Source organism: Streptomyces sp. NPDC047049 (genome assembly GCF_040643995.1).
Lineage (GTDB): Bacteria > Actinomycetota > Actinomycetes > Streptomycetales > Streptomycetaceae > Streptomyces > Streptomyces mooreae.
Window position 1 is genome coordinate 1 of the sequence record NZ_JBEYVM010000026.1, and the last position, 21,088, is coordinate 21,088.

Below are 21,088 nucleotides of genomic sequence, written 5' to 3' on the forward strand. Positions count from 1 at the left end.
GGGTCCGCTGCGCGGGGCTGTCGGGGTGCGGTGACGGGCCTGCGCGGGTGGGTGTCCGGACTGCTTCGCTTTACGTCCGGACACCCACCCGCTCCGGCCCGTCCCCTCCCGTGGAGGGGTGGGAAGAAGGCCGGTGGAGGGTGGACCTGAGTGGTCCGGTGCACCTGCTGATCAGACGAAAAACGGGCCACCCCTGAATGAACCAGTAGGGGTTGCAAGGCGACGACCGTGGCCAGCCCCCACCCACCGTCACTTTCTCCCCCACGGGAGGGGACGGGCCGGAGGGGCCGGTGTGTGGGGCTTTGCTTCCGAAGGCTCCGAGAAAGAGCAAAGGCGGAGCGTAAAGCGAAGCAGTCCCACACACCGGCCCCGGAGGCCCGTCACCGCACCCACAGCCCCGCGCAGCGGACCCCGCCCGCCGCTGGGGGTACCTCCCACGCCCTTTAGGCAGTGGGGGAGAAACGGCGAGAAACAACCACGGCGCCGCAGCCAAAAACGTGGGGCGCAAGCAAAAGCGCAGCGGAACGTCAACGGAGGCGCCCAGCCACCGCCGCGCCCGCGAGTGCGACGAGGGTCATCGTCGCGAATACGGCGACGAAGGCCGCGGGGTGGCTCGCCGCGCCGGACGCGGCGGTGAGTGCGGGGGCGTGGGTGGCGATCGAGCCCCCGCCGAAGGCCACGAACAGCACGCCGCTGACCCCCACGAACGTGACGTTCCCCAGCGCGTCCGACATCTGCAGGGACGCGGAGTTGCTGCCCGCCTCCTCGGGACGGGAGAGCTTCAGCAGCAGGACGCCGCCGCTGGAGATGTTCAGGCCCATCCCGAACCCGCCGACCGTCCAGGCCACCGCGACGATCGCGACGGGCACCGAGTCGAGCAGCGCCAGCGGCACCGTCACGATGGCCGCCGCCAGCAGCACCATGCCCAGGCCCATCAGCCGCTCCCGGTACGGCTCCAGACGCGGCCGGCTCTGGACGTACGAGCCCAGCGCCCAGGTCAGGCCGCCGCCGGTGAGGGAGAGACCGGCGAGGGTGGGGGACAGCCCGCGCTGGGTGACCAGCATCAGCGGGATGAAGCTCTCGGAGCCGACCAGCGCCCCGGCGGCCAGACCGCGCATCAGCACGACGCTCGGCAGACCGCGGCCCGCGCGGAAGGTGCCGCGCGGCAGCAGCCGGACGATGCCCGGTACCAGCAGGGCCAGTCCGGCGGCCGCGGGCAGCAGCGCGAACCAGGCCGGGTGCTGGCCCGCGTACTGGAGCAGGCAGGCGCCCACGGCGGCGGCCAGCGCGAGCAGACAGCGCCGGTTGCCCAGCACCTGGCGGGCGCCGCCGCCCGGACCCGGCCGCGTACGGGGCAGCTTGCGCAGCGCGGGCAGCATCACCGCGAGCGGCAGCAGTATCAGTACCGGGATGGCGAGGAAGACCCAGCGCCAGCCGAGCTGTTCGGTGACGGTCCCGGCGACCAGCGGGCCCACGATCACCGGCACCACCCAGGCCGCCGAGAACGCCGCCATGATCGACGGACGCAGCCGGTCGGGGTAGGCGCGGCCCACGACCACATACAGCGAGACCACCACCATCCCGCCGCCGATGCCCTGCACCCCGCGGCCCGCGACGAACATCCCCATGCTCTGCGCACCGCCCGCGACCAGCAGCCCCGCCCCGAACGCGGCGATCCCGGCGAACAGCGGCGCCAGCGGCCCGCGCCGGTCGCTCCACTCCCCCGCGAGCGCCATCGCGAACAGGCTCGCCGTGAAGTAGGCGGAGAACGCGAAGGCGTACAGACCGATCCCGTCCAGGGCGCGGGCGGCGACCGGCATCGCGGTGTTCACGGCAATCGCCTCGAAGGCGACGACCGAGACGACCGAGATGATGCCGAAGGTGAGCGCGCGGTGGGCCCGGCCGAGGATGCCGCCGGTGCCGGGCGGGGCGTCGGCAGGGTCGTTGGCCGGGGCGTCGGCCCGTTCGTCGGCCGGCGGGGCGAGTTCGGTGTGGCTGCCGGGGAACGGGTCGGCGCTGCGGCGGGGGCGATCAGCGGTCATCGAGCCAGCGTAAGGGCCGTACGACGGCGGCGCCCCTGTCCGGAGACGGAACCGGGTCGGCCGAAGGACCTACGCCGCGGGGCCGGGGACGGGCGGGGCGGCCCCGCGGCCCGGCAGGCCCGGCGCTCCGGCAGCCCGGCCCTCCGGCCCTCCGGCACTCCGGCACTCCGGCACTCCGGCACTCCGGCACTCCGACGGTCCAGCAGCCCGGCATCCCGGCATCCCGGCACCCCGCAACACGGACCAGCCGTACATCGCCCGCCGTCGGGCAAGCTGTCCTTATGCCGCACTTCCGCACCTACGACGACGCCGAGCTCCACTACCGCGTGCTCGGCCCGGCCGACTCGCCCCTGCCGCCCCTGGTGTGTCTGGCCGGCGGCCCCGGACGGGATGCCGCGTACCTGGGCGACCTCGGCGGGATGAGCGCACGCCGGCAGCTGATTCTTCCGGACAGCCGCGGCACCGGCGCCTCCCCGGCCGCCGCCGACCCGTCCCGTTACGCCTTCCCGCAGCTCGCCGAGGATGTCGAGGCACTGCGCGCGCACCTGGGCCTGGAGCACTTCGCCCTGCTCGCGCACGACGCGGGGGCCGCGGTCGCCCAGGCGTACGCGGTGAGGCACCCGCAGCGGCTGACCCGGCTGGTCCTGGTCTGCCCCGGCTCCCGGCTGCAGGGCGAACTCCCGGACGACGCACGGCAGATCTTCGCCGCACGCGAGCACGAGCAGTGGTGGCCGGAGGCCTCGGCGGCGGTGCGGCGACTGGCCGAGACATCCGATATGGACGAGGTACGCGCCCTGTTGTTCGCCGCCGCGCCGCTCGCCTACGGCCGCTGGGAGGAGCCGCAGCGGGCCCATGCCGCCACGGAGGGCGAGCAGTTGGGGCCGGTACCGCGGGCCGGCTTCTGGCAGGGCGTGGACGAACAACTGCGAGAGGCACTGGCGTCCGGGCTCAGTGAGGTGAGCTGCCCCGTGCTGGTGGTGACCGGTGACCGCGACGGGGTGACGGGCATGCGCGCCGGCGAGCTGGTGGCCGAGTCGTTCCCCGACGCACGGGTCCGGCCGCTGCACGAGGTGGGTCACTATCCGTGGGTGGACGCCCCGGAACTGTTCGGACCGGCCGTGGAGGAGTTCTTGCACGCGGCCTGAGCGACCGCCCCACCGGAGCCCCCTTCATGAACGGCATGTTGCCCCGCGTTGCCCCGTATTGCAGCTTCACGCCACTTCGCTCCGCACTCTTGCCGAACACCCCACCACGCGGCATACAGTCAGGTTCAGCACACCAGCCCGGCCGTGTGCCCGAGTGGTTCAGGGGCTCGCCTGCAAAGCGAGTTACGTGGGTTCGAATCCCGCCACGGCCTCCAGTGCTTGACCAGCTGAAACGAAAGGCGGCACCCTGCAGGGGCTCCGCCTCCGGTATCTGACCGTCTCAGTTTCCGTCTCAGTTGGAAGCCATCGCACGATGCGCGCCACTCGCGTCCCCTCTTCGGAGCCGTATGCGCACATGTGGAACGGCAGGTAGCGGAGCGGCCATGCGGGCGACACGCACATGGATTTGCGTGGGCTCAGAAGATGATCAGCAGCACTCTGCTCGATCAGCACTCTCACGCCAGAGACCTGCCCTCCAGAACTGGATCCTCCGCATGCATGTCAGAAATGGGCACTGTATGCTAATAACAACGGATCCAACGGGTCAGGTCGCGGCTTGAGTAGACGAACCGGTACCTGATCTTCCCGCGGCAGTCGAAGCCATCTCGACCCCAGGTTGGCCGTACCTTCGCTGCCCCCATAGGGATCCCTCGAAATGCGCGACTCCAATGGAATCCGCATGGAATCCGCATTCTTCGACCCTACTGGCCACTCACTCCATCAGGAGATGGTTGCTGTGGCATGCTCCCACTCAGCCGACTCAGCACCCATGGCGGAGGACAGCTCACTCTCGCTGTCTTCGGAAGAGTTCCAGACCCTGTGGGCCGATTGGCGTCCAATAAAGCGTGAGACGCCGTTCGTGTCCACCATGCCAGTCGTCCTCAACGGCAAGCTGGTGCAGGACATTGAGCGCATAGACGAGGAGTACCCGGAAGATCTCTTCGTCACGCCCGTCGTGCATGACTCGGAATTGGCTCTCGCAGTGTTCGCTGATCCGAAGCAGATGCTGGCCGAGGCCCGCAAGACGAAAGACGATGCAGAGTTCCACTGGCTGGTGGAGCAACGTGGAATTGGCTGCCTTCCAGATGGTGCCCCAGCGCTTACGGCACTGGACTCCTACGACATCGCCAATCTCGGTGGCCGCAGACTGCGCATTTCACCAGAGCACGGCTATCCGGACTTGAGCCTCGTGCCCCGCCGGAAGTCCCTTAACTGGGACAACGCCATCCTCTCCTTCGACGCCTGCGCCTATCCCTTCTCGGCATCCAGCGAGAAAGACTTTCACGGGATAACACATTTCCAAAATTTCCGCTGCGGGTTCAACATCTCCAGCGACTGGTCAGTATCATCGCTCATCAACTGGGGAACTCTACCACCCGACTACTGACGGCCGCTGGGGCATCGCCATATTCGGCGTACGCCGTCCTGCCGTGAAAGACTACGGACGTCGACGCACAGCCCCCAGGCCAGCACAAACAAACCTGCAAAGCGAGTTACGTGGGTTCGAATCCCGCCACGGCCTCTGTTGCCTTCACCAGGCCGATCGAAAGGGCGGCGTCCCGGAGGGATGCCGCCCTTACGATCGTCCGTCTCAGTCGGCCATACGAACTGGCCTGATGCCTCTCGCGCTCCTTGCCCCAAGCCAATACCTCTCCGGCTCGGAGCATGCTCAGTCGATACAGAACTCGTTGCCCTCGATGTCCAGCATCGGGATGCACGAATCCTCGCCGTCATACAGCGTTTGCACGTGTACCGCGCCGAGCGGGATCAGGCGTGCGCATTCGGCCTCGAGTGCGGCGAGGCGCTCCTTGCCCACGAGTCCGGTGCCGACCCGCACGTCAAGGTGCAGCCGGTTCTTGGCGGCCTTTCCTTCAGGGACGCGCTGGAAGTACAGTCGCGGGCCCACTCCTGAGGGATCACTGCAGGCGAACGAGGAATCCCTCTGCTCGGGTGGCTGCGCGCGCCGGAAATCGTCCCACGTGGCGAACCCCTCCGGAGGCGGCGGTACGACGTAGCCCAACACCTCGCACCAGAAGCGAGCAAGGCGCTCGGGTTCTGCGCAGTCAAAGGTGACTTGGAACTTCTTGGTCGCGGACATCGGCGCAACATACCAGGGGGACTCTGCCTCCCGCCGGTGGTTTTCAGGGTCCCGTCCTGGCCAACCACCCTCATGCCAAAGGTCAGTTACGGGACGCCCGTCAGCATCCTTGGCGTGCCTCCGCAGGCTCCTGCCAGGAGCGAGAGCGGGGCCGGCTTCCCCGAGGGGAAGCCGGGGTCGCGTACCCCCGCCTCAGGCCCCCTGCTGATGCACCACCTGGGCCACCGCCGCCTGGGGGCGGATCGGGAGGCGGCCGATGGGGCGGCCGGTGGCGGCGCGGACCGCGGAGGCCACGGCGGCCGGTGCGGTGACGACCGGGACCGCGCTGGCGGGCTTGGCGCCGAAGGGGGCGATCACGTCGCGTTCCTCGACGAGCTTGACGATGCGGATGTCCGGGGCGTCCAGGGCGGTCGGCAGCGCGTAGCCGGTCAGGTCCGGCTGGCGGACCTGACCGCGGGTGGTGCGCAGGTTCTCCATCAGGGCGGCACCGAGGCCCTGGATGACCCCGGCCTCGATACGGGACCGCAGCTGGCGGGGGTTGAGCACCCGGCCCACGTCCTGGGCGACGGTCATCTCCACGACCCGGATGGTGCCGAGCTCGATGTCGACATCGGCGACACAGCGGATCGCACAGAAGGCGAGGCCGACGAACGCGTCGCCCTGGCCGTTCTCGTCCAGCGGCTCGGTCGGATGCGGGCGGCACTGGGCGGTGGCCCACAGTTCCTTGCCGTCCAGCGCCTCGGCGACGGTGGTGCTGAGCACCCCGTCATAGGAGGTGATCTTGCCGTCGTTGATCTGCAGCAGCTCGGTGGACATCCCGAACTTGTGGGCCAGCGGCTGCAGCAGCTGCGTACGGACCATCTTGGCGGCGCGCTCGACGGCGCCGCCGGAGACCCAGGTGTGCCGCCCGTGGCAGGCCGCGCCGGCCGGCGGCTGGTCGGTGTCGACGCCGGCGACATGCACCTCGTCGACGCCGAGCGTTTCCTGCACGATCTGCCGCGCCAGGGTGGAGAACCCCGATCCGGTCTCGACCGCGGCGCAGATGACGTGGGCCACCGAGCCGCTGACCTTGACGGTGGCGGTGGAGACCTCGTCGGTGCCCTCGGCGCCGAGCATGTGCACCATGCCCAGCGCGTAGCCGACACCGCGGCGCACCGCGCCCGGTTCGCCCGCCCCCTCGGGACCGCCCGGCAGCAGCCACTCCGCTTCGGGCGCGTCCTTGGGCAGCTCGGGAAGCGGCGCTTCCTTGACGGCGTGCAGGAGTTCGGCGGCCGGGGCCGGGCAGGTCACCGTCTGCCCCGTGGGCAGCAGGTCACCGGTGGCCATGACGTTGCGCAGCCGGATCTCGTCGGGCTCCAGCCCCAGCCGGGCGGCCAGCTTGTCCATCTGGCCCTCGTAGGCGGCGCAGACCTGCAGCGCGCCCTCGCCGCGCATATGGCCGGACGGCGGGTTGTTGGTGCGCACCGCCCAGCCGTCGACCACGGCGTGCGGGACGACGTACGGGCCGCAGGAGAAGGAGACCGCGGCGGCCAGCGCGTCGGCGGAGGTGTCCGCGTAGGCACCGGCGTCCATCAGGATCTGGGCCTCCACCTTGACCAGCGTGCCGTCGGCGTCCGCATGGTGGCGGTAGCGCAGCAGCGTGGGGTGGCGGTGGGCGTGCGAGAGGAAGGACTCCTCGCGGGTGGCGGCGAGCTTGACGGGGCAGCCCGTCCGCAGCGCCAGCAGGCCGAGCGGCAGTTGGATGCCGGGGTCCTCGCGGTCGGCGGTGGCGCCGGGCACGCCGGTCACCACGACCTTGACCTGGTCCGGTTCCAGCCCGAAGGAGGCGGCGGCGAGATCGCGGTCGGTGTGCGGGTCCGTGGAAGCGGTGTAGATCTCCACGCCGCCGTCGGGGCGCGGCACCGCGAGCCCGGCCTCGGCCCCGATGGGCGCCGGGTCCTGGCGGCCGATCCGGTACAGCCCCTCGACCATCACCTCACCCACCACATCGGGGTCGCCGAAGCGGAGCGGGATGTGCCGGATGAGGTTGCCGTCCGGGTGCAACGGCTCGGCCTCGAAGGCCAGTTGGGGGTCGGTGACCGCGTCCTGGATCTCGTACTCGACGGCGATGGCGGCGGCGGCCAGGCGCGCCGTGTCGGGGTGCTCGGCGGCCACCGCGGCGATCGGCTCGCCGTGGTGGCGGACCTCGTCCTTGGCGAAGACCGGGCGGTCGGCGGTGCCCCGGCCGTGCCCCGCGTCGCCGGGGACGTCCTCGTGCGTGACGACGACCCGCACGCCGGGCATCTCCGCGGCCTGCCGGGTGTCGATCGACAGGATGCGTGCCCGCGGGTGCGGTGAGCGCAGCACCGCGGCCCACAGCAGCCCCTCGGCCCACAGGTCGGCGGCGTACGGGAAGGTGCCCTCGGCCTTGGCCGGTGCGTCGGCGGGCGGCAGGGACACGCCCAGGCCGCGCAGCGGCTCCTCGGGGGGGACCGGGACGCCCGCCGCGGGGGTGGTCGCGGTGACGGTGCCCGCGCCGTCGGACGTGCCACTCATGCCGCAACCTCGCTTCGCCCGGCCTCGCACTCGATCGGCGCGCAGGTCTCGATGTCTCCGCCCCGGCCGCCGGACCGGGGGACCCTCTTGCCGCGCTCGTTCATGCGGAGCCTCCCGTGTGCGGATCCTGGTCGTACGGATCCTGGTCGTGCGGGGCCTGGCCCATGGGGTCTGCGGGGCCGGCCTGGTGGGGGATGCGGGCGGTGTCCGCCGGCGGCGCCCCGTCCGCGTCGCCGTCCGCCGGTCCGTAGGCGGCCTCCGCCGACTCCGCACGGGCCTTGACGACCTCGTCGACGGCGTCCAGCACCCCCCGGTAGCCCGAGCAGCGGCAGAGGTTGCCGCACAGCGCCTTACGGGTCTCCAGCTCGCTGGGGGCGTGGTTGCCCTCCAGGAGGTCGTGGACGGTCATCGCCATCCCCGGTACGCAGAAGCCGCACTGCACCGCACCGGAGGCGGTCAGCGCGCGCTGCACGTCGGAGGGCTCACCGTTCTCCGCGAGCCCTTCGACCGTACGGACCTCGCTGCCCGCCGTGGTGGCCGCGGGCACCAGGCAGGACGCCACCAGCCGCCCGTCCACCTGGACGGAGCAGGCCCCGCACTCGCCCTGCGAGCAGCCGTCCTTGGCGCCGGCCAGGCCCAGCCGCTCGCGCAGCACGTAGAGCAGCGACTCGCCGATCCAGGCGTCGGTGACCGGGCGGTCGATGCCGTTCACCCGCAGGACGTAGGAGGCGGCGGGGTGTTCGTCGAAGGCTTCGGCCTCGGGCGCGCCCGCCACACCGGCCTCGCCCGCCATCCCGGCGCCGAACGGGCCCTCGGCGTCACCGGCCGGAATCCCGCTCTCGTTGTCGCTACCGCTACGGGTATCGCCCTCGCTGCCGCTATCGGTGGCTTCGGCGGCGCCGCTGCGGTCCTCGACGAGGTCCGCGGCAGGGTCATCGGCGGCCTCGGCGCGCTCGCCCTCTCCGGGGGTCTCGTGCGCCCCGGCGTGGGCGTCCGTCCCGAGGTGCCCGTCCGCCCCGGCGTGGGCGTCCGCCCCGGCGTGGGCGTCCCTCCCTGAACTCTCGCCGAGGTGGCCGGCGCCTCGCGGGTCCGCCGGACCATCGAGGTCCGTGAGACCGCCGAGGTCCGTGAGACCGCCGAGGTCCGTGAGGCCGGTGTGCTCGCCGTGCTGCGGCACGGCGTCCGCACGTCCGTCGGCACCCGGGGCGGCGGGCGACACGCGCCCGGCCGCGTCGGCGCTCGCGAACTCGCCGGAATCCTCGGGCTGTTCGTCTGCCGCCGCCGGGACGGTCCAGTCGGTCGCGCCGCCGGGCGCGTCCGCCGTCCCGTCGGGCCGGTCCGCCGGCTCCTGGTGCCGCCCCCCGTCGTGCGGCGGCTGCGCCGTGTCCGCGGCGGGCGGCCACTGGGCCAGCGCGTCGGCCGGCAGCGACCAGTGCCCGGTCGCCCCGCCTGCCGTCCCGTGCGGGACGCCCGCGCCCATCCCGTACGGGTCGCCGCCCGACGGAGCGGTGCCGCCCGGCCCTTCGGCCGCCGGCTCGGCGCCGCGGCCCGGGAGGCCGTGTTCGTGGGCGTACGGGTCGTCCGCGGCGCCACCGAAGTGAGCGGGCGCCGCGCCACCGTGTGAGGCGTCGTGCGGCGGCGCGGGGTGCGCTTCGGCCCCGCCGTCGGCGGTCAGCCCGGTGGTGAAGTTCCAGTGCCCGGTACCGGCGGCCTCGCCGGCGTCCCCCGGGTTCCCGGCGCCGTCGTACGCACCGGCGCCCGGGTACCCGCCCCCCGGGTAACCGGTGACGTCACCGGTGCCCGCAGGACCAGGGTGCCCGTGATGCCCCGTATCGGCGGGGTGACCCGGATGGCCGGGCTGACCGGAGTGACCGGGGTGCCCGTGGTGTCCCGGATGGCCGCCGGCAAGGGCCGGATGCCCCGTCAGTCCGTCGTCGCCGACGAGGTATTCGCCGGATTCCTCCAGGCCGTCGTCCGTCGCAGCGGGGACCGACCAGGTGCCGGGGTTGCCCGCCTCCGGACTGCCCGCGACGGGCCAGTCCACGGGGTCGCCGTGCCACGGCCGGGCCGCCTCGGGGGCGTCGCCGTGGTAGCCCTCGGCAACGCCGTGGTGGGCCGCGTACTCCGCCTGGGCCGGGTACCCGGCGGACGGGTCGGCGTAGCCGGCCGAGGGGTCCGCGAAGGGCATCGTCCACTGGCCGGTGGCCGACGGATCGGTGCCCGCGGCCGGCGGCGTGGGCTCGTGCGGGGTGAAGGAGGCCGGCGGGGTGTAGCCGTGACCGGGTGCGGCGAGCGGTTCGGGGCCCGGGGTGCCGTACCGGGGCGATCCGCCGCCGTAGACCCCGCTGGTGAAGCCCTCCGGGAGCTGTACGAAGGCCGTCGCCTCCGACTCGTACTCGCCGCCCTGCGGCAGCGGCTGCCAGCCGTGTTCGGGGTGCGGCTGGTACGGATGGCGGTTGTCGGCGTCGCTCATGCCGAGCCCTCACTTCGCTCGGCCCCGCCTTCGCGAGGCGCGCACCTTTCGATGATGATCTCCCGGTCTCCGGCCGGGGGGACCGCCACGCTGCGCTCGCTCATGAGAGCGCCCTCCCCAGTGCGCGGCGGGCCAGGGCTGCCACCGTACGGCGCAGATGGAGTGCGGCCGGCGGCAGGGTGGCCGGTTCCGAACCGTCCTCGGGCGGCGCCGGGTCCGGGATGCAGGCGGCGGCGACGTAGTCGCCGAAGGCCGTCAGCGCCTCGGGCACCAGGCCGCGTTCGCCGTCCCAGTCGATGAGCGAGGCCACCCACTGCTCGGCCTCCAGGGGGCGCAGCGGCATGGCGGCGACCGCGCCCACCGCGCAGCGCACCCCGCGCCGGGCCGGGTCCAGGACGAGCGAGACCGAGGCGGTGGCCCGGCCGGGGCCGGTGCGGCCGGTGGCCTTGAGGAAGGTCTGCGGGGCGTGCAGCAGCGGCACCCGCACGAAGCCGACGAGCTCGCCGGGGCCCAGCATCTCCCGGCCGGCCAGGAGGTGGCTGACCGGGATCTCGCGGCGGCTGCCCCCGGGCCCGGCGATGATCACCGTGGCTTCGAGGGCGGCGAGCACCGGGAGGGTGTCGCCCGTGGGCGCGGAGGTCACGATGTTGCCGCCGAGGGTGCCGGCGTTGCGGACCTGCGGCGGGCCGGCCGCGCGGGCGGCGGCGGCGAGGCCCGGGATCAGGGCGGCGAAGTCGGGGCGTCCCATACGGGCGAGGGTGAGACCGGCGCCGAGCAGCGCATGGCCGTCCAGGTACTGCCAGCCGCGCATCTCGCTGATCCGGCCGAGGCCCACCAGGGCTGCGGGTCTGAGGAGTCCGGCGTTGACCGCCGCCATGAGGTCGGTGCCGCCCGCGACGGGCACGGCGGCAGGCATGGCCGTCAGCGCCGCCACCGCCTCGTCGAGCGAGGCCGGCAACGTCACCGTGTGCGACGCGTGCGGTGCGTGCGTGGTCAAGCCAGCTGCCCCTTCCCCGGTGTCCCGGCAGTTCCGCTCCGCCGTACGGTACGTGCTCACGGCCCGGACGTGGCAACTCTGGCACATCTTCCCGGGCCCCCGGCGCGAGGGTCCGCGAACCGGCGATCCGTCCCCGAACAAGGTGCTGGTCCGGTTTCGTCCGCCGCCGGCCGTGCGGGAACTGCGGTGTGGCGCATCGGCGGAGGCGTCCGGCCGGGCGCACACCGCCGCTACGGCGATGCCGGTACAGCAGTGCCCGGTACGGCGATACCCGGCCACGAAAGTGCCGTGGTGCGGGGTGCCGCCGTACCGGACCACCGTCCCAGGGTCCGGCCGTACGGGCGCCCTCCTTGCACGGGGGCTCACACGTTTGGGGGCGCCCCGTCGATCGGGCGTCCGAGCACGCCGGGCCGTTTCTGCCAGGGGTGGGGGCCGCCGGGCGGGCGGTAGCCGACGCCGAGGGCGTCGAGGCGGGCGTAGTGGACAGTCATCCGCCGGGTGAAGTCCTGGTAGTCGCGGTCGGCCGGTGCGGGCAGCCGCGACCAGGCGACCTCGGCGAAGGCGGCCAGCCGGGGAAACACCTGGTAGTCGAGGCGCTGCTGACTGTCCATGACCTCGGTCCAGGCGTTGGCCTGGGTGCCGAGGACGTGCGCCGCCTGGTCGGCCGTCAGCTCCGGCGGCACCGGCTCGAAGCGGTAGACGTCCTCCAGGGTCCGTACGAAACCGATCGGTACCGGCTCGTCCGGGGAGGGGTGCTGGCGGTGGTCCAAGTACACCTGCTGCTCGGGGCACATCACGACGTCATGGCCGGATTTCGCGGCGGCGATGCCTCCCGCGTAGCCGCGCCAGGAGGAGACCGCGGCCCCCTCTGCCAGTCCGCCTTCCAGGATCTCGTCCCAGCCGATCAGCCGCCGGCCGCGGGCGGCGAGCCAGCGGTCGAAGTGCCGGATGAACCAGCTCTGCAGCTCGTCCTCACCGGCCAGTGACAGCTCGGCGATCCGTGCCTGGGCGGTGGCGGACGCCTTCCACTGGCCCTTGGGGCATTCGTCGCCCCCGAGGTGCACGAACGGCGAGGGGAAGAGCGCCAGGACCTCGTCGAGCACCTGCTCGTAGAACCGCAGGGTGCTGTCAGTGGGCGCCAGTACGTTGGGGTTGACGCCCCAGGTGTCCCAGACCTTCAGGGAGGTGGTGTCGACGACATCGGTGTTGCCGAGTTCCGGGTACGCGGCGATGGCGGCCTGCGAGTGTCCCGGGATGTCGATCTCGGGGACGACGGTGATGTGCCGCTGGGCGGCGTAGGCGACGATCTCGCGGATGTCGTCCTGGGTGTAGTAGCCGCCGTGCGGGCGCTCGTCCCAGAGGGGGGAGGCCCGGTGGCCGATTTTGGTCCGCTCGCGCCAGCCGCCGGTCCCGGTCAGTTCCGGAAAGCGGTTGATCTCGATCCGCCAGCCCTGGTCATCGGTGAGGTGGAGGTGGAGGACGTTGAGCTTGTGGGCGGCGAGCAGATCGAGGTAGCGCAGCACCCCGTCCTTGGGCAGGAAGTGCCGGGCGACGTCGAGCAGCATGCCGCGCCAGGCGAAGCGGGGACCGTCCTCGATGGTCTGCTGCGGCAGGACGGCCGGGCGACCGGGCGTGAGCGGCGCCCGGCGGAAGGCGTGCGGGCCGAGGAGCTGACGCAGCGTCTGCGCGCCCCAGAAGACGCCTGCCGGGCCGCCGCCGGTGATCCGTACGCCCCGGCGCGGGGCGGCCTGAAGGCGATAGCCCTCCGCGGGCAGGGCCGGGTCGAGGGCGAGCGCGAGGGTGTCGCCGGCGTCGGCGGGACCGGGCGGCAGCGGCAGGCCGAAGGCCGCGCCGAGCGTGGCGCGCAGCCAGCGCGCGGTGTCCTCGGTGCCGGGCCCGGCGGCCAGCGCGGTGCCCTCGCCCAGGTGGACGGCGCTGCGGTAGGGCCCGTCGATGCTCAGCGGCGCCGGGACGAGTCCGCCGCCCGCCGCCGTGGGGGTGGTGTCCGTATCGGGCATGCCGTCCGTCCTTCACCGCGCCGTCCGTCCTTCACCGCGCCGCTCGGCCCGGGGCCGAACCGGTCTGTACGCGTACGCACCTGTACGCGCGAGGAGGACCTGTACGCGTACGAGGAGGAGGGAATGCCCGGCGCGGGGCGGCCCCCGCGGCCGATGCTGCCATCATTCCGCCCCGGCCGGGCGGTTCGGCATGAACGTGCCGAAGACCGGTCGTGCCGGGGCGGGACGGGGGCGGCGACAGGTGGCAGGGCGCCTGACGGGGACGGGGCGCGCCCTGGACCGCGGGACGCCTCACGCTCGGTGCGGCGCGCCACCGACGGCGAGGCACCCCACGCACGGTGAGGCGCCCCGCGGACCGCGGCTGCTACTTCTTGCCGCCGTCCTTGCCGCCCTTGTCCTTGTCGCCGCCGGCGCCCATGGACTCGAAGATCTCCTTGCACATGGGGCAGACCGGGTACTTCTTCGGGTCGCGGCCCGGGACCCAGACCTTGCCGCACAGCGCCACGACGGGGGTGCCGTCGAGCGCGCTCGCCATGATCTTGTCCTTCTGGACATAGTGCGCGAAGCGCTCGTGGTCACCGTCGCCGTGCGACACCTGGGGTGTCGGCTCTACGAGGGTCCCCGTACCTGCCCCGCGCTCGGGCTCAAGAGTGCTCATAACAGCCAAGGGTACTCACGCCCGGGGCCACCCGGGAGCGTCGGCCCGCCGCCGGGTGGAGCGCACGGCCCGCCACCGGCCGTACCCCCGCTACGGAGCCGGCGCCACCCCGCCCCGGGACCCGGCCGTCAGGCCCAGTTGCGCGGCGAAGGCCAGGGCGGCGTCCGGGCGGACCTCGTACCAGCAGTCCTGGCCGCAGACCGCGTCCAGGAGGGTGGTGATGTCCTGGGCGCCGACCCTGCGGGCCCCGGCGGCGGCGAGGAAGGCACGGACCGCCGCCGTGGCGTCGACCTCGGTCTCCGTGCGGGCCACCAGGCCCTCGGCGATCCCCCTGACCGCGTCGTCACCGGGCGCGACCCAGCTCATGGCCATCTCCAGGCCGTCGTCCGGCATCTTCTCGGGGTACGGTGCGCGGGCCCAGGCGCCGTCCTGCCACCAGTAGACGAAACCGAAGAGGTTGCCCTCGGCGTCCTCGCGCAACTGGTTCCAGGGCAGCCATGCGGGCCCGGCGGCCAGGAAGTCGATCTGGCGGCCGCCGCTGTGGGTGTGACTGCCGTCGGAGTCCTGGCCGCAGAGCAGGGCGCGGCCGTCCTCGTACAGCTTCAGCCGCCACCAGTAGCTTCCGCCGTCGTTCCAGCACTGCAATCCCTGGTCGCTCCAGGAGAATTCGTCCCAGTCGTCCATGGCGGCCGCCACCACCGCCAGCGTCGCGGCGCGCGCCCACAAGTGCTCCGGATGATCCAGGTCCTCGGGCAGGCTCGGCCTGTGCATGGCGCTCTCCCCCGCTTGTCCAGCGCGGCCCCGCCGACGCGGCCACGCACCGTCCCCTGTCGTCTCGAACCATAGCGACGGGGTCTGACACTTCCCCATGACGAAGCCGTCACAATAATCAAGTCGTCAACCAAATGGGGCCCGCGACGCGCCCGCCGCCCGCCGGCCCGGCCAGGTCCGGCCCAGTGACGCTCAGTTCAGCGAGGGATCGTCCGGATACGTGGCCACCATCGCCAGCTCGTTGCGCTGGCGGCGCAGTACCGCGCGCCACAGCTGCTCGGGGTCGGGCGAGGAGACGTCGCCGGGCTCGGACTCGACGACGTACCAGGCGCCCTCGACCAGTTCGTCCTCCAGCTGGCCCGGGCCCCAGCCCGCGTACCCGGCGAAGATCCGCAGGCTGCCGAGGACCGCCGCGAGGAGTTCGGGAGGGGCCTCCAGGTCGACCAGTCCGATCGCGCCGTGCACCCTGCGCCAGCCCAGCGGCTCGTCACCCGACTGCACGCCCGTCCGGTCCGCGGCCGGCACCCCGGCCGTCTCCGCGCCGTCGCCGCCCGCCCGGGCGCCGCTGTCCACGGACGGGATGCCGCCCTCGCCGGACAGCCCGCCGGGCACCACGGCCACCCCGAGCGCCGAGTCCAGCGACACCGGGCCGCCCTGGAAGACCACGCCCGGCTCACCGGCCAGCGCCGCCCAGGGCGCGAGGATGTCCGCGACACCGACCGGCGTGGGGCGGTTGAGGACCACGCCGAGGGAGCCCTCCTCGTCGTGGTCGAGGAGGAGCACCACCGCGCGGTCGAAGTTCGGATCGGCGAGCGCGGGCGTCGCGACAAGAAGCCGCCCTGTGAGCGAGGACACCTCGGTCATGGCCACATGATCCCGCACTTCTGCCCGGAGCGGGGAGTCAACGCCCGGACCCGGGCGAAAGCAGGGCAGGGCGTACGGCGGCAGCACCGGCGCACACCCCCGGCACCGGATCGGCCATTCATGACATCCCCGGCAGTTTCGGTCAAAGGTCGATTACAGATCAAAGGCGGACCGTAGCGGAGCGTGTTGTGACAAAGCCATTACATGCTCAGAGCGTGCACGGGCCTACGGACTCACCCCCGCCCGCCCTTACCATTTCAGCTTGGCCCCTGCCCGTCTCCAGGAACGCGAGATCCATGACCGTCTCTACTGACGACGTACTGCTTGTCCACGGCGGCACCCCGCTCGAGGGCGAGATCCGGGTTCGCGGCGCGAAGAACCTTGTGCCCAAGGCCATGGTCGCCGCCCTCCTCGGCAGCGGCCCCAGCCGGCTGCGCAACGTGCCCGATATTCGCGACGTACGTGTGGTGCGCGGACTGCTGCAGCTGCACGGCGTCACGGTCCGCCCCGGCGACGAGCCGGGCGAGCTGGTCCTCGATCCGTCCCACGTGGAGAGCGCCAACGTCGCGGACATCGATGCGCACGCGGGCTCCTCACGGATCCCGATCCTGTTCTGCGGCCCGCTGCTGCACCGTCTGGGCCACGCCTTCATCCCCGGCCTGGGCGGCTGCGACATCGGCGGCCGGCCGGTCGACTTCCACTTCGACGTGCTGCGCCAGTTCGGCGCGACGATCGAGAAGCGCGCCGACGGGCAGTACCTGGAGGCCCCGCAGCGGCTGCGCGGCACCAAGATCCGGCTGCCGTACCCGTCGGTCGGCTCGACCGAGCAGGTGCTGCTGACGGCCGTCCTGGCCGAGGGCGTCACCGAGCTGTCGAACGCCGCCGTGGAGCCGGAGATCGAGGACCTCATCTGCGTGCTGCAGAAGATGGGCGCGATCATCTCCATGGACACCGACCGGACGATCCGGATCACCGGTGTCGACAAGCTCGGCGGGTACACCCACCGCGCCCTCCCGGACCGCCTGGAGGCCGCTTCCTGGGCGTCCGCGGCGCTGGCCACCGAGGGCAACATCTACGTCCGCGGCGCGCAGCAGCGGTCGATGATGACCTTCCTCAACACCTTCCGCAAGGTCGGTGGCGCCTTCGAGATCGAGGACGAGGGCATCCGCTTCTGGCACCCGGGCGGCCTGCTCAACGCCATCGCCCTGGAGACCGACGTCCACCCCGGTTTCCAGACCGACTGGCAGCAGCCGCTGGTCGTCGCGCTGACCCAGGCGTCGGGCCTGTCGATCGTGCACGAGACGGTCTACGAGTCCCGGCTCGGCTTCACCTCCGCGCTCAACCAGATGGGCGCGCACATCCAGCTCTACCGGGAGTGCCTGGGCGGCAGCGCCTGCCGCTTCGGGCAGCGCAACTTCCTGCACTCCGCCGTCGTCTCCGGACCGACCAAGCTGCAGGGCTCCGACCTGGTCATCCCCGACCTGCGCGGCGGCTTCTCGTACCTGATCGCGGCGCTGGCGGCGCAGGGCACCTCCCGGGTGCACGGCATCGACCTGATCAACCGCGGCTACGAGAACTTCATGGAGAAACTCGTGGAGCTGGGTGCCGACGTCGAACTGCCGAACGGCGCGCTGCCCAACTGAGCGGACGGCGCCCTGCCCGGCCGGGCGGACGGCGTCCTGCCCGGCCGGGCGGACGGCGTCCTGCCGAGCGGGCACCGGGGAGAGCGGCTTTCCGCCGCTCCCCCGGCCCCCGCAGGAGCTGAGCGGGACTCCCGGGTCGCCGGGCGTTCGTACAACTCGGCGGGTGCGGCGCACTGTTCGAGCCGCCCGCCCTGCATCACGGCGACGCGGTCGGCCATCGACAGCGCCTCTTCCTGGTCGTGGGTGACGAAGACGGTGGTGATGCCGAGTTCGAGCTGGATGCGGCGGATCTCCTCGCGCAGGCTGAGCCGCACCTTGGCGCCGAGCGCGGACAGCGGCTCGTCCAGGAGCAGCACGCGCGGGCGGACGGCGAGCGCGCGGGCCAGCGCGACGCGCTGCTGCTGGCCGCCGGAGAGCTGGTGCGGATAGTGGTCCTGCCGGCCGGGCAGGCCGACCAGCTCCAGCAACTGAGCCGCGCGGGCGGTGCGTTCGGCGGCGGCGGAGCCCCGCACCCGCAGGCCGTAGCCGATGTTCCGGGCGGCCGTCATGTGGGGGAAGAGGCTGCAGGACTGAAAGACCGCTACCGCCCGGGCGCGGTGGTCTTCACCGTCCGCAACTCCACCCAGGCCAACCCGCTGGCCCGCACCCCGGCCGTCTGACGCCGGGCACCGCCGCACGACGCCGGGCGGCCACCGCGCCGCGCCGGCCGTCCGCCCACGCCTGCTTCCGCACGCCCTCTCCCCCGAACTGCGAGCCCGCCCATGCCCGTGATCCCCCCCGCCCGCCCCCACGCTCCCCGCGGCCCTGCTGTGGTGCGACATGGACGGCACCCTCGTCGACACCGAGCACCAGTGGCTGGACACGGTGGCCGGTTTCCTGCGGGAGCAGGGCCTCGCGGCCACCGACGAGGTGCTGGCGGACTTCGCCGGTGCCCCGGTGGACGACGCCGCGCGGCGGCTGGTGCGTGGGTACGGGGTGCGCTGCGACGTCACCGGGACGGCCGCCCGGCTGGACCGGGACTTCACCGCCCACGTCACGGCCGGTGTCACCGTCCAGCCGGGTGCGCTGCGGCTGCTGGACCGGGCGCGGGCCCTGGGCGTCCCGGCCGCCCTGGTCACCGCCTCCGAACGGCATGTCGCCGATCTGGTGCTGCGCGCCCTCGGCGCGCACCGCTTCGCCCTGTCGGTCACCTCGGGCGAGGCACCCGGCAAGCCGCACCCGGACCCCTATCTCGCCGCCGCGGCCGGTCTCGGTGTCGACCCCGCCGACTGCCTGGCCGTCGAGGACACCCCCACGGGCGCCGCGGCGGCGCTGGCGGCGGGCTGCCGGCTGCTGGCCGTACCGAGCGTGCCGGGCATCCCGGCCGGCCCCCGCACGGCCGTGGTGGCCTCTCTGGAGGACGTGGACCTGGCGGACTTCCCGTTCGCCCGTCCCGCCTGATCCCGGCGGCCACAGACCGCCCCTGGACGGGCGCAGCGCCGCCTTCCGGACCGCGCTCGCCCCCGGGCACGCCCGGAACACACGAAAAGGCGGCCATCCCTGGGAGGGATGACCGCCTTTGTGCCGTACTAGGGGGTGTTACTTACCCTTGGCGGCTTCCTTGAGCTTGGAGCCCGCGGAGACCTTCACGCTGTAGCCGGCCGGAATCTGGATCGGGTCGCCGGTCTGCGGGTTGCGCGCGGTGCGAGCGGCACGGTGGGTGCGCTCGAAGGTCAGGAAGCCGGGGATGGTGACCTTCTCGTCGCCCTTGGCGACGACCTCGCCGGTCACCTCGGCGAGGGCGGCCAGAACGGCGTCGGCGTCCTTGCGGGTCACCTCGGCGCGATCGGCCAGAGCGGCCACCAGCTCACTGCGGTTCATGTTTGTACTCCCGTGTTCTTCTTGCCAATGAGGCGTGAGATCGAAGCCGATGCTGCCAGGGTCCTCGGACAGTCCCCGGACCCGGGTCTGGTGCCAGACCCTCGCGCCCGATTACGCATCCTGCCCCCACCTGCGGCGGTAAAGCCAATCCGGCACCCAGGAGGGTCACACGAAAAGCGCCACTGCCTCGTTAGTGGTGACGCTCCGTATCATTCCCGCTCCGGGCCGGCCCCACAGGGTGGCGGTCGCTTCCCGCCACCCTATGGGGGCCCCAACGACGGCGTGTCCAGCGACGCGCCGTACTCAGACCGTCGTGGTGGCCGTCACAGCCGGGTCACCGCTCTTCGCCGCGTCCCGGACCGCTCCGGCGACCGCGCCCGCGACCTTCTCGTTGAAGACGCTGGGGATGATGTAGTTCGGGTTGACCTCGTCCTCCAGGACGACGTCCGCGAGGGCACCGGCCGCGGCCAGCATCATCTCGGTGTTCACCGTACGGGAGTGGGCGTCCAGCAGGCCGCGGAAGACACCGGGGAACACCAGGACGTTGTTGATCTGGTTCGGGAAGTCCGAGCGGCCGGTGGCCACGACGGCGGCGGTCTGCCGGGCGACGGCCGGGTCGACCTCCGGGTCGGGGTTGGCGAGTGCGAAGACGATCGCGCCCTCGGCCATCTGCGAGACGTCCTCGCCGTCCAGGACGTTGGGCGCGGAGACGCCGATGAAGACGTCCGCGCCGACCACGGCCTCCTTGAGGGTGCCGGTGACCCGCTCGGGGTTGGTGTTGTCGGCGATCCAGCGCAGCGGCGAATCCGGGTCGGCGTCGACCAGGTCGGGGCGGCCCGCGTGCACCACGCCGTGGATGTCGGCGACGACGGCGTGCTGGACACCGGCGGCCAGCAGCAGCTTGAGGATGGCGGTGCCGGCCGCGCCGGCGCCGGACATCACGACCCGGACGTCCTCGATCTTCTTGCCGACGACGCGCAGCGCGTTGGTGAGCGCGGCGAGCACCACGATGGCGGTGCCGTGCTGGTCGTCGTGGAAGACCGGGATGTCCAGGGCCTCCCGCAGCCGCGCCTCGATCTCGAAGCAGCGGGGCGCGGAGATGTCCTCCAGGTTGATGCCCGCGAAGCCGGGGGCGATGGCCTTGACGATCTCCACGATCGCGTCGGTGTCCTGGGTGTCCAGGCACAGCGGCCAGGCGTCGATACCGGCGAAGCGCTTGAAGAGGGCCGCCTTGCCCTCCATGACGGGCAGCGCGGCCTTGGGGCCGATGTTGCCGAGCCCCAGCACCGCGGAGCCGTCCGTGACGACCGCGACGCTGTTGCGCTTGATGGTCAGCCGGCGGGCGTCCTCGGGGTTGTCGGCGATGGCCTGGCAGACCCGGGCGACGCCGGGGGTGTAGACCATCGAGAGGTCGTCACGGTTGCGGATGGGGTGTTTCGACGACATCTCGATCTTGCCGCCGAGGTGCATCAGGAACGTACGGTCGGAGACCTTGCCGAGCGAGACGCCCTCGATGTGGCGCAGCTGCTCGACGATCTCGTCGGCGTGGGCGGTGGAGGTGGCCGCGATGGTGACGTCGATCCGGAGCTTTTCGTGCCCGGATGCCGTGACGTCGAGGCCGGTCACCGAGCCTCCGTTGGACTCTACGGCCGTGGTGAGCTGGGAGACCGCGGTTCCGCTCGCGGGCACCTCCAGCCGGACCGTCATCGAGTAGGAGACGCTGGGCGCCGTTGCCATGGCCGACTTCCTCTGCTTTCACCGTGTTGCTGGATTGCCGTCCGATCGTCGCACCTACCGCGGAGTACGCGGTAGCCGCCTCGCATTGCGAACATTGTGTTCGCGGGCACGGGCGACCACGGAAAACAACTTCCACCATACGAGAATACCCGCCCACAGCAAAGAGGCCCACGTCACCGGGTGACGTGGGCCTCTTTCCGTCTATGACACCGACCCGCCATGCTCGCCTCGCGGCAAGTGGTCGCTC

The 21,088-nt window shown here is 72.5% G+C and carries 15 protein-coding genes, 1 tRNA gene and 1 pseudogene; 5 read left to right on the forward strand and 12 right to left on the reverse strand.

Annotation, left to right across the window (positions count from 1 at the left end; translation table 11 throughout):
• Window positions 1–527: 527 nt before the first annotated feature.
• Entirely contained in the window at window positions 528–2,042 is a 1,515-nt protein-coding gene (locus ABZ851_RS34155; protein ID WP_361136175.1) for an MFS transporter, read from the reverse strand.
• Window positions 2,043–2,323: 281 nt separating this feature from the next.
• Here ABZ851_RS34155 and ABZ851_RS34160 point away from each other — a divergent pair, with 281 nt between their 5' ends.
• The 3 genes from ABZ851_RS34160 (at window position 2,324) to ABZ851_RS34170 (ending at window position 4,574) form a co-directional block, all read left to right on the forward strand.
• The gene (locus ABZ851_RS34160; RefSeq protein WP_361136178.1) at window positions 2,324–3,187 is read left to right on the forward strand and encodes an alpha/beta hydrolase; all 864 of its coding nucleotides are present in this window, start codon (window positions 2,324–2,326) and stop codon (window positions 3,185–3,187) included.
• Window positions 3,188–3,327: 140 nt separating this feature from the next.
• Window positions 3,328–3,402, forward strand: a tRNA-Cys gene (locus ABZ851_RS34165).
• A 440-nt stretch (window positions 3,403–3,842) separates the two neighbouring features.
• On the forward strand, window positions 3,843–4,574 hold the full coding sequence (locus ABZ851_RS34170; protein ID WP_361136180.1) for a hypothetical protein: 732 nt from the start codon (window positions 3,843–3,845) through the stop codon (window positions 4,572–4,574).
• 282 nt (window positions 4,575–4,856) lie between these two features.
• On the opposite strand, the gene ABZ851_RS34175 is transcribed toward ABZ851_RS34170, so the two are convergent.
• The 8 genes from ABZ851_RS34175 to ABZ851_RS34210 form a co-directional block, all read right to left on the reverse strand.
• On the reverse strand, window positions 4,857–5,285 hold the full coding sequence (locus ABZ851_RS34175; protein WP_361136182.1) for a VOC family protein: 429 nt from the start codon (window positions 5,283–5,285) through the stop codon (window positions 4,857–4,859).
• Between the two features lie 192 nt (window positions 5,286–5,477).
• The gene (locus ABZ851_RS34180) at window positions 5,478–7,820 is read right to left on the reverse strand and encodes a xanthine dehydrogenase family protein molybdopterin-binding subunit (protein WP_361136184.1); all 2,343 of its coding nucleotides are present in this window, start codon (window positions 7,818–7,820) and stop codon (window positions 5,478–5,480) included.
• A gap of 100 nt (window positions 7,821–7,920) precedes the next feature.
• The gene (locus ABZ851_RS34185; RefSeq protein ID WP_361136186.1) at window positions 7,921–10,293 is read right to left on the reverse strand and encodes a 2Fe-2S iron-sulfur cluster-binding protein; all 2,373 of its coding nucleotides are present in this window, start codon (window positions 10,291–10,293) and stop codon (window positions 7,921–7,923) included.
• Between the two features lie 100 nt (window positions 10,294–10,393).
• Window positions 10,394–11,290: an FAD binding domain-containing protein gene (locus ABZ851_RS34190; protein WP_311625371.1), complete on the reverse strand. Its 897-nt coding sequence runs from the start codon at window positions 11,288–11,290 to the stop codon at window positions 10,394–10,396.
• Window positions 11,291–11,652: 362 nt separating this feature from the next.
• Window positions 11,653–13,308, reverse strand: coding sequence for a beta-N-acetylhexosaminidase (locus ABZ851_RS34195; RefSeq protein WP_361136188.1), 1,656 nt, complete (start codon window positions 13,306–13,308; stop codon window positions 11,653–11,655).
• A gap of 364 nt (window positions 13,309–13,672) precedes the next feature.
• On the reverse strand, window positions 13,673–13,966 hold the full coding sequence (locus tag ABZ851_RS34200; RefSeq protein WP_026169910.1) for a DUF3039 domain-containing protein: 294 nt from the start codon (window positions 13,964–13,966) through the stop codon (window positions 13,673–13,675).
• 90 nt (window positions 13,967–14,056) lie between these two features.
• Window positions 14,057–14,737: a hypothetical protein gene (locus tag ABZ851_RS34205; protein WP_361136191.1), complete on the reverse strand. Its 681-nt coding sequence runs from the start codon at window positions 14,735–14,737 to the stop codon at window positions 14,057–14,059.
• A 192-nt stretch (window positions 14,738–14,929) separates the two neighbouring features.
• Window positions 14,930–15,601: a YqgE/AlgH family protein gene (locus tag ABZ851_RS34210; protein ID WP_311625374.1), complete on the reverse strand. Its 672-nt coding sequence runs from the start codon at window positions 15,599–15,601 to the stop codon at window positions 14,930–14,932.
• Between the two features lie 296 nt (window positions 15,602–15,897).
• Here ABZ851_RS34210 and murA point away from each other — a divergent pair, with 296 nt between their 5' ends.
• Complete coding sequence (murA, locus tag ABZ851_RS34215; protein WP_088797881.1) at window positions 15,898–17,244, forward strand: UDP-N-acetylglucosamine 1-carboxyvinyltransferase; 1,347 nt, start codon at window positions 15,898–15,900, stop codon at window positions 17,242–17,244.
• Window positions 17,245–17,378: 134 nt separating this feature from the next.
• Here the strand turns inward: murA and ABZ851_RS34220 are convergent.
• Window positions 17,379–17,822: pseudogene (locus ABZ851_RS34220) on the reverse strand (ATP-binding cassette domain-containing protein); the annotation flags it as partial.
• A 241-nt stretch (window positions 17,823–18,063) separates the two neighbouring features.
• Here ABZ851_RS34220 and ABZ851_RS34225 point away from each other — a divergent pair.
• Complete coding sequence (locus ABZ851_RS34225) at window positions 18,064–18,684, forward strand: HAD family phosphatase (protein ID WP_361136194.1); 621 nt, start codon at window positions 18,064–18,066, stop codon at window positions 18,682–18,684.
• Between the two features lie 138 nt (window positions 18,685–18,822).
• Here the strand turns inward: ABZ851_RS34225 and ABZ851_RS34230 are convergent, their stop codons facing one another.
• Both ABZ851_RS34230 and ABZ851_RS34235 read right to left on the reverse strand, forming a co-directional pair.
• Complete coding sequence (locus ABZ851_RS34230; RefSeq protein ID WP_006605312.1) at window positions 18,823–19,104, reverse strand: HU family DNA-binding protein; 282 nt, start codon at window positions 19,102–19,104, stop codon at window positions 18,823–18,825.
• A 303-nt stretch (window positions 19,105–19,407) separates the two neighbouring features.
• The gene (locus tag ABZ851_RS34235; RefSeq protein ID WP_336051991.1) at window positions 19,408–20,841 is read right to left on the reverse strand and encodes an NAD-dependent malic enzyme; all 1,434 of its coding nucleotides are present in this window, start codon (window positions 20,839–20,841) and stop codon (window positions 19,408–19,410) included.
• Window positions 20,842–21,088: the final 247 nt, after the last annotated feature.

What these genes read in the sequence shown, in the direction of transcription:
- ABZ851_RS34195 (WP_361136188.1), bottom strand. Translation starts at nt 13,308, where the DNA reads ATGCCCGATACGGACACCACCCCCACGGCGGCGGGCGGCGGACTCGTC.
- ABZ851_RS34155 (WP_361136175.1), bottom strand. Translation starts at nt 2,042, where the DNA reads ATGACCGCTGATCGCCCCCGCCGCAGCGCCGACCCGTTCCCCGGCAGC.
- ABZ851_RS34225 (WP_361136194.1), top strand. Translation starts at nt 18,064, where the DNA reads ATGGACGGCACCCTCGTCGACACCGAGCACCAGTGGCTGGACACGGTG.
- ABZ851_RS34160 (WP_361136178.1), top strand. Translation starts at nt 2,324, where the DNA reads ATGCCGCACTTCCGCACCTACGACGACGCCGAGCTCCACTACCGCGTG.
- ABZ851_RS34185 (WP_361136186.1), bottom strand. Translation starts at nt 10,293, where the DNA reads ATGAGCGACGCCGACAACCGCCATCCGTACCAGCCGCACCCCGAACAC.
- ABZ851_RS34210 (WP_311625374.1), bottom strand. Translation starts at nt 15,601, where the DNA reads ATGACCGAGGTGTCCTCGCTCACAGGGCGGCTTCTTGTCGCGACGCCC.
- ABZ851_RS34205 (WP_361136191.1), bottom strand. Translation starts at nt 14,737, where the DNA reads ATGCACAGGCCGAGCCTGCCCGAGGACCTGGATCATCCGGAGCACTTG.
- ABZ851_RS34235 (WP_336051991.1), bottom strand. Translation starts at nt 20,841, where the DNA reads ATGGCAACGGCGCCCAGCGTCTCCTACTCGATGACGGTCCGGCTGGAG.
- ABZ851_RS34200 (WP_026169910.1), bottom strand. Translation starts at nt 13,966, where the DNA reads ATGAGCACTCTTGAGCCCGAGCGCGGGGCAGGTACGGGGACCCTCGTA.
- murA (WP_088797881.1), top strand. Translation starts at nt 15,898, where the DNA reads ATGACCGTCTCTACTGACGACGTACTGCTTGTCCACGGCGGCACCCCG.
- ABZ851_RS34180 (WP_361136184.1), bottom strand. Translation starts at nt 7,820, where the DNA reads ATGAGTGGCACGTCCGACGGCGCGGGCACCGTCACCGCGACCACCCCC.
- ABZ851_RS34170 (WP_361136180.1), top strand. Translation starts at nt 3,843, where the DNA reads ATGCGCGACTCCAATGGAATCCGCATGGAATCCGCATTCTTCGACCCT.
- ABZ851_RS34175 (WP_361136182.1), bottom strand. Translation starts at nt 5,285, where the DNA reads ATGTCCGCGACCAAGAAGTTCCAAGTCACCTTTGACTGCGCAGAACCC.
- ABZ851_RS34230 (WP_006605312.1), bottom strand. Translation starts at nt 19,104, where the DNA reads ATGAACCGCAGTGAGCTGGTGGCCGCTCTGGCCGATCGCGCCGAGGTG.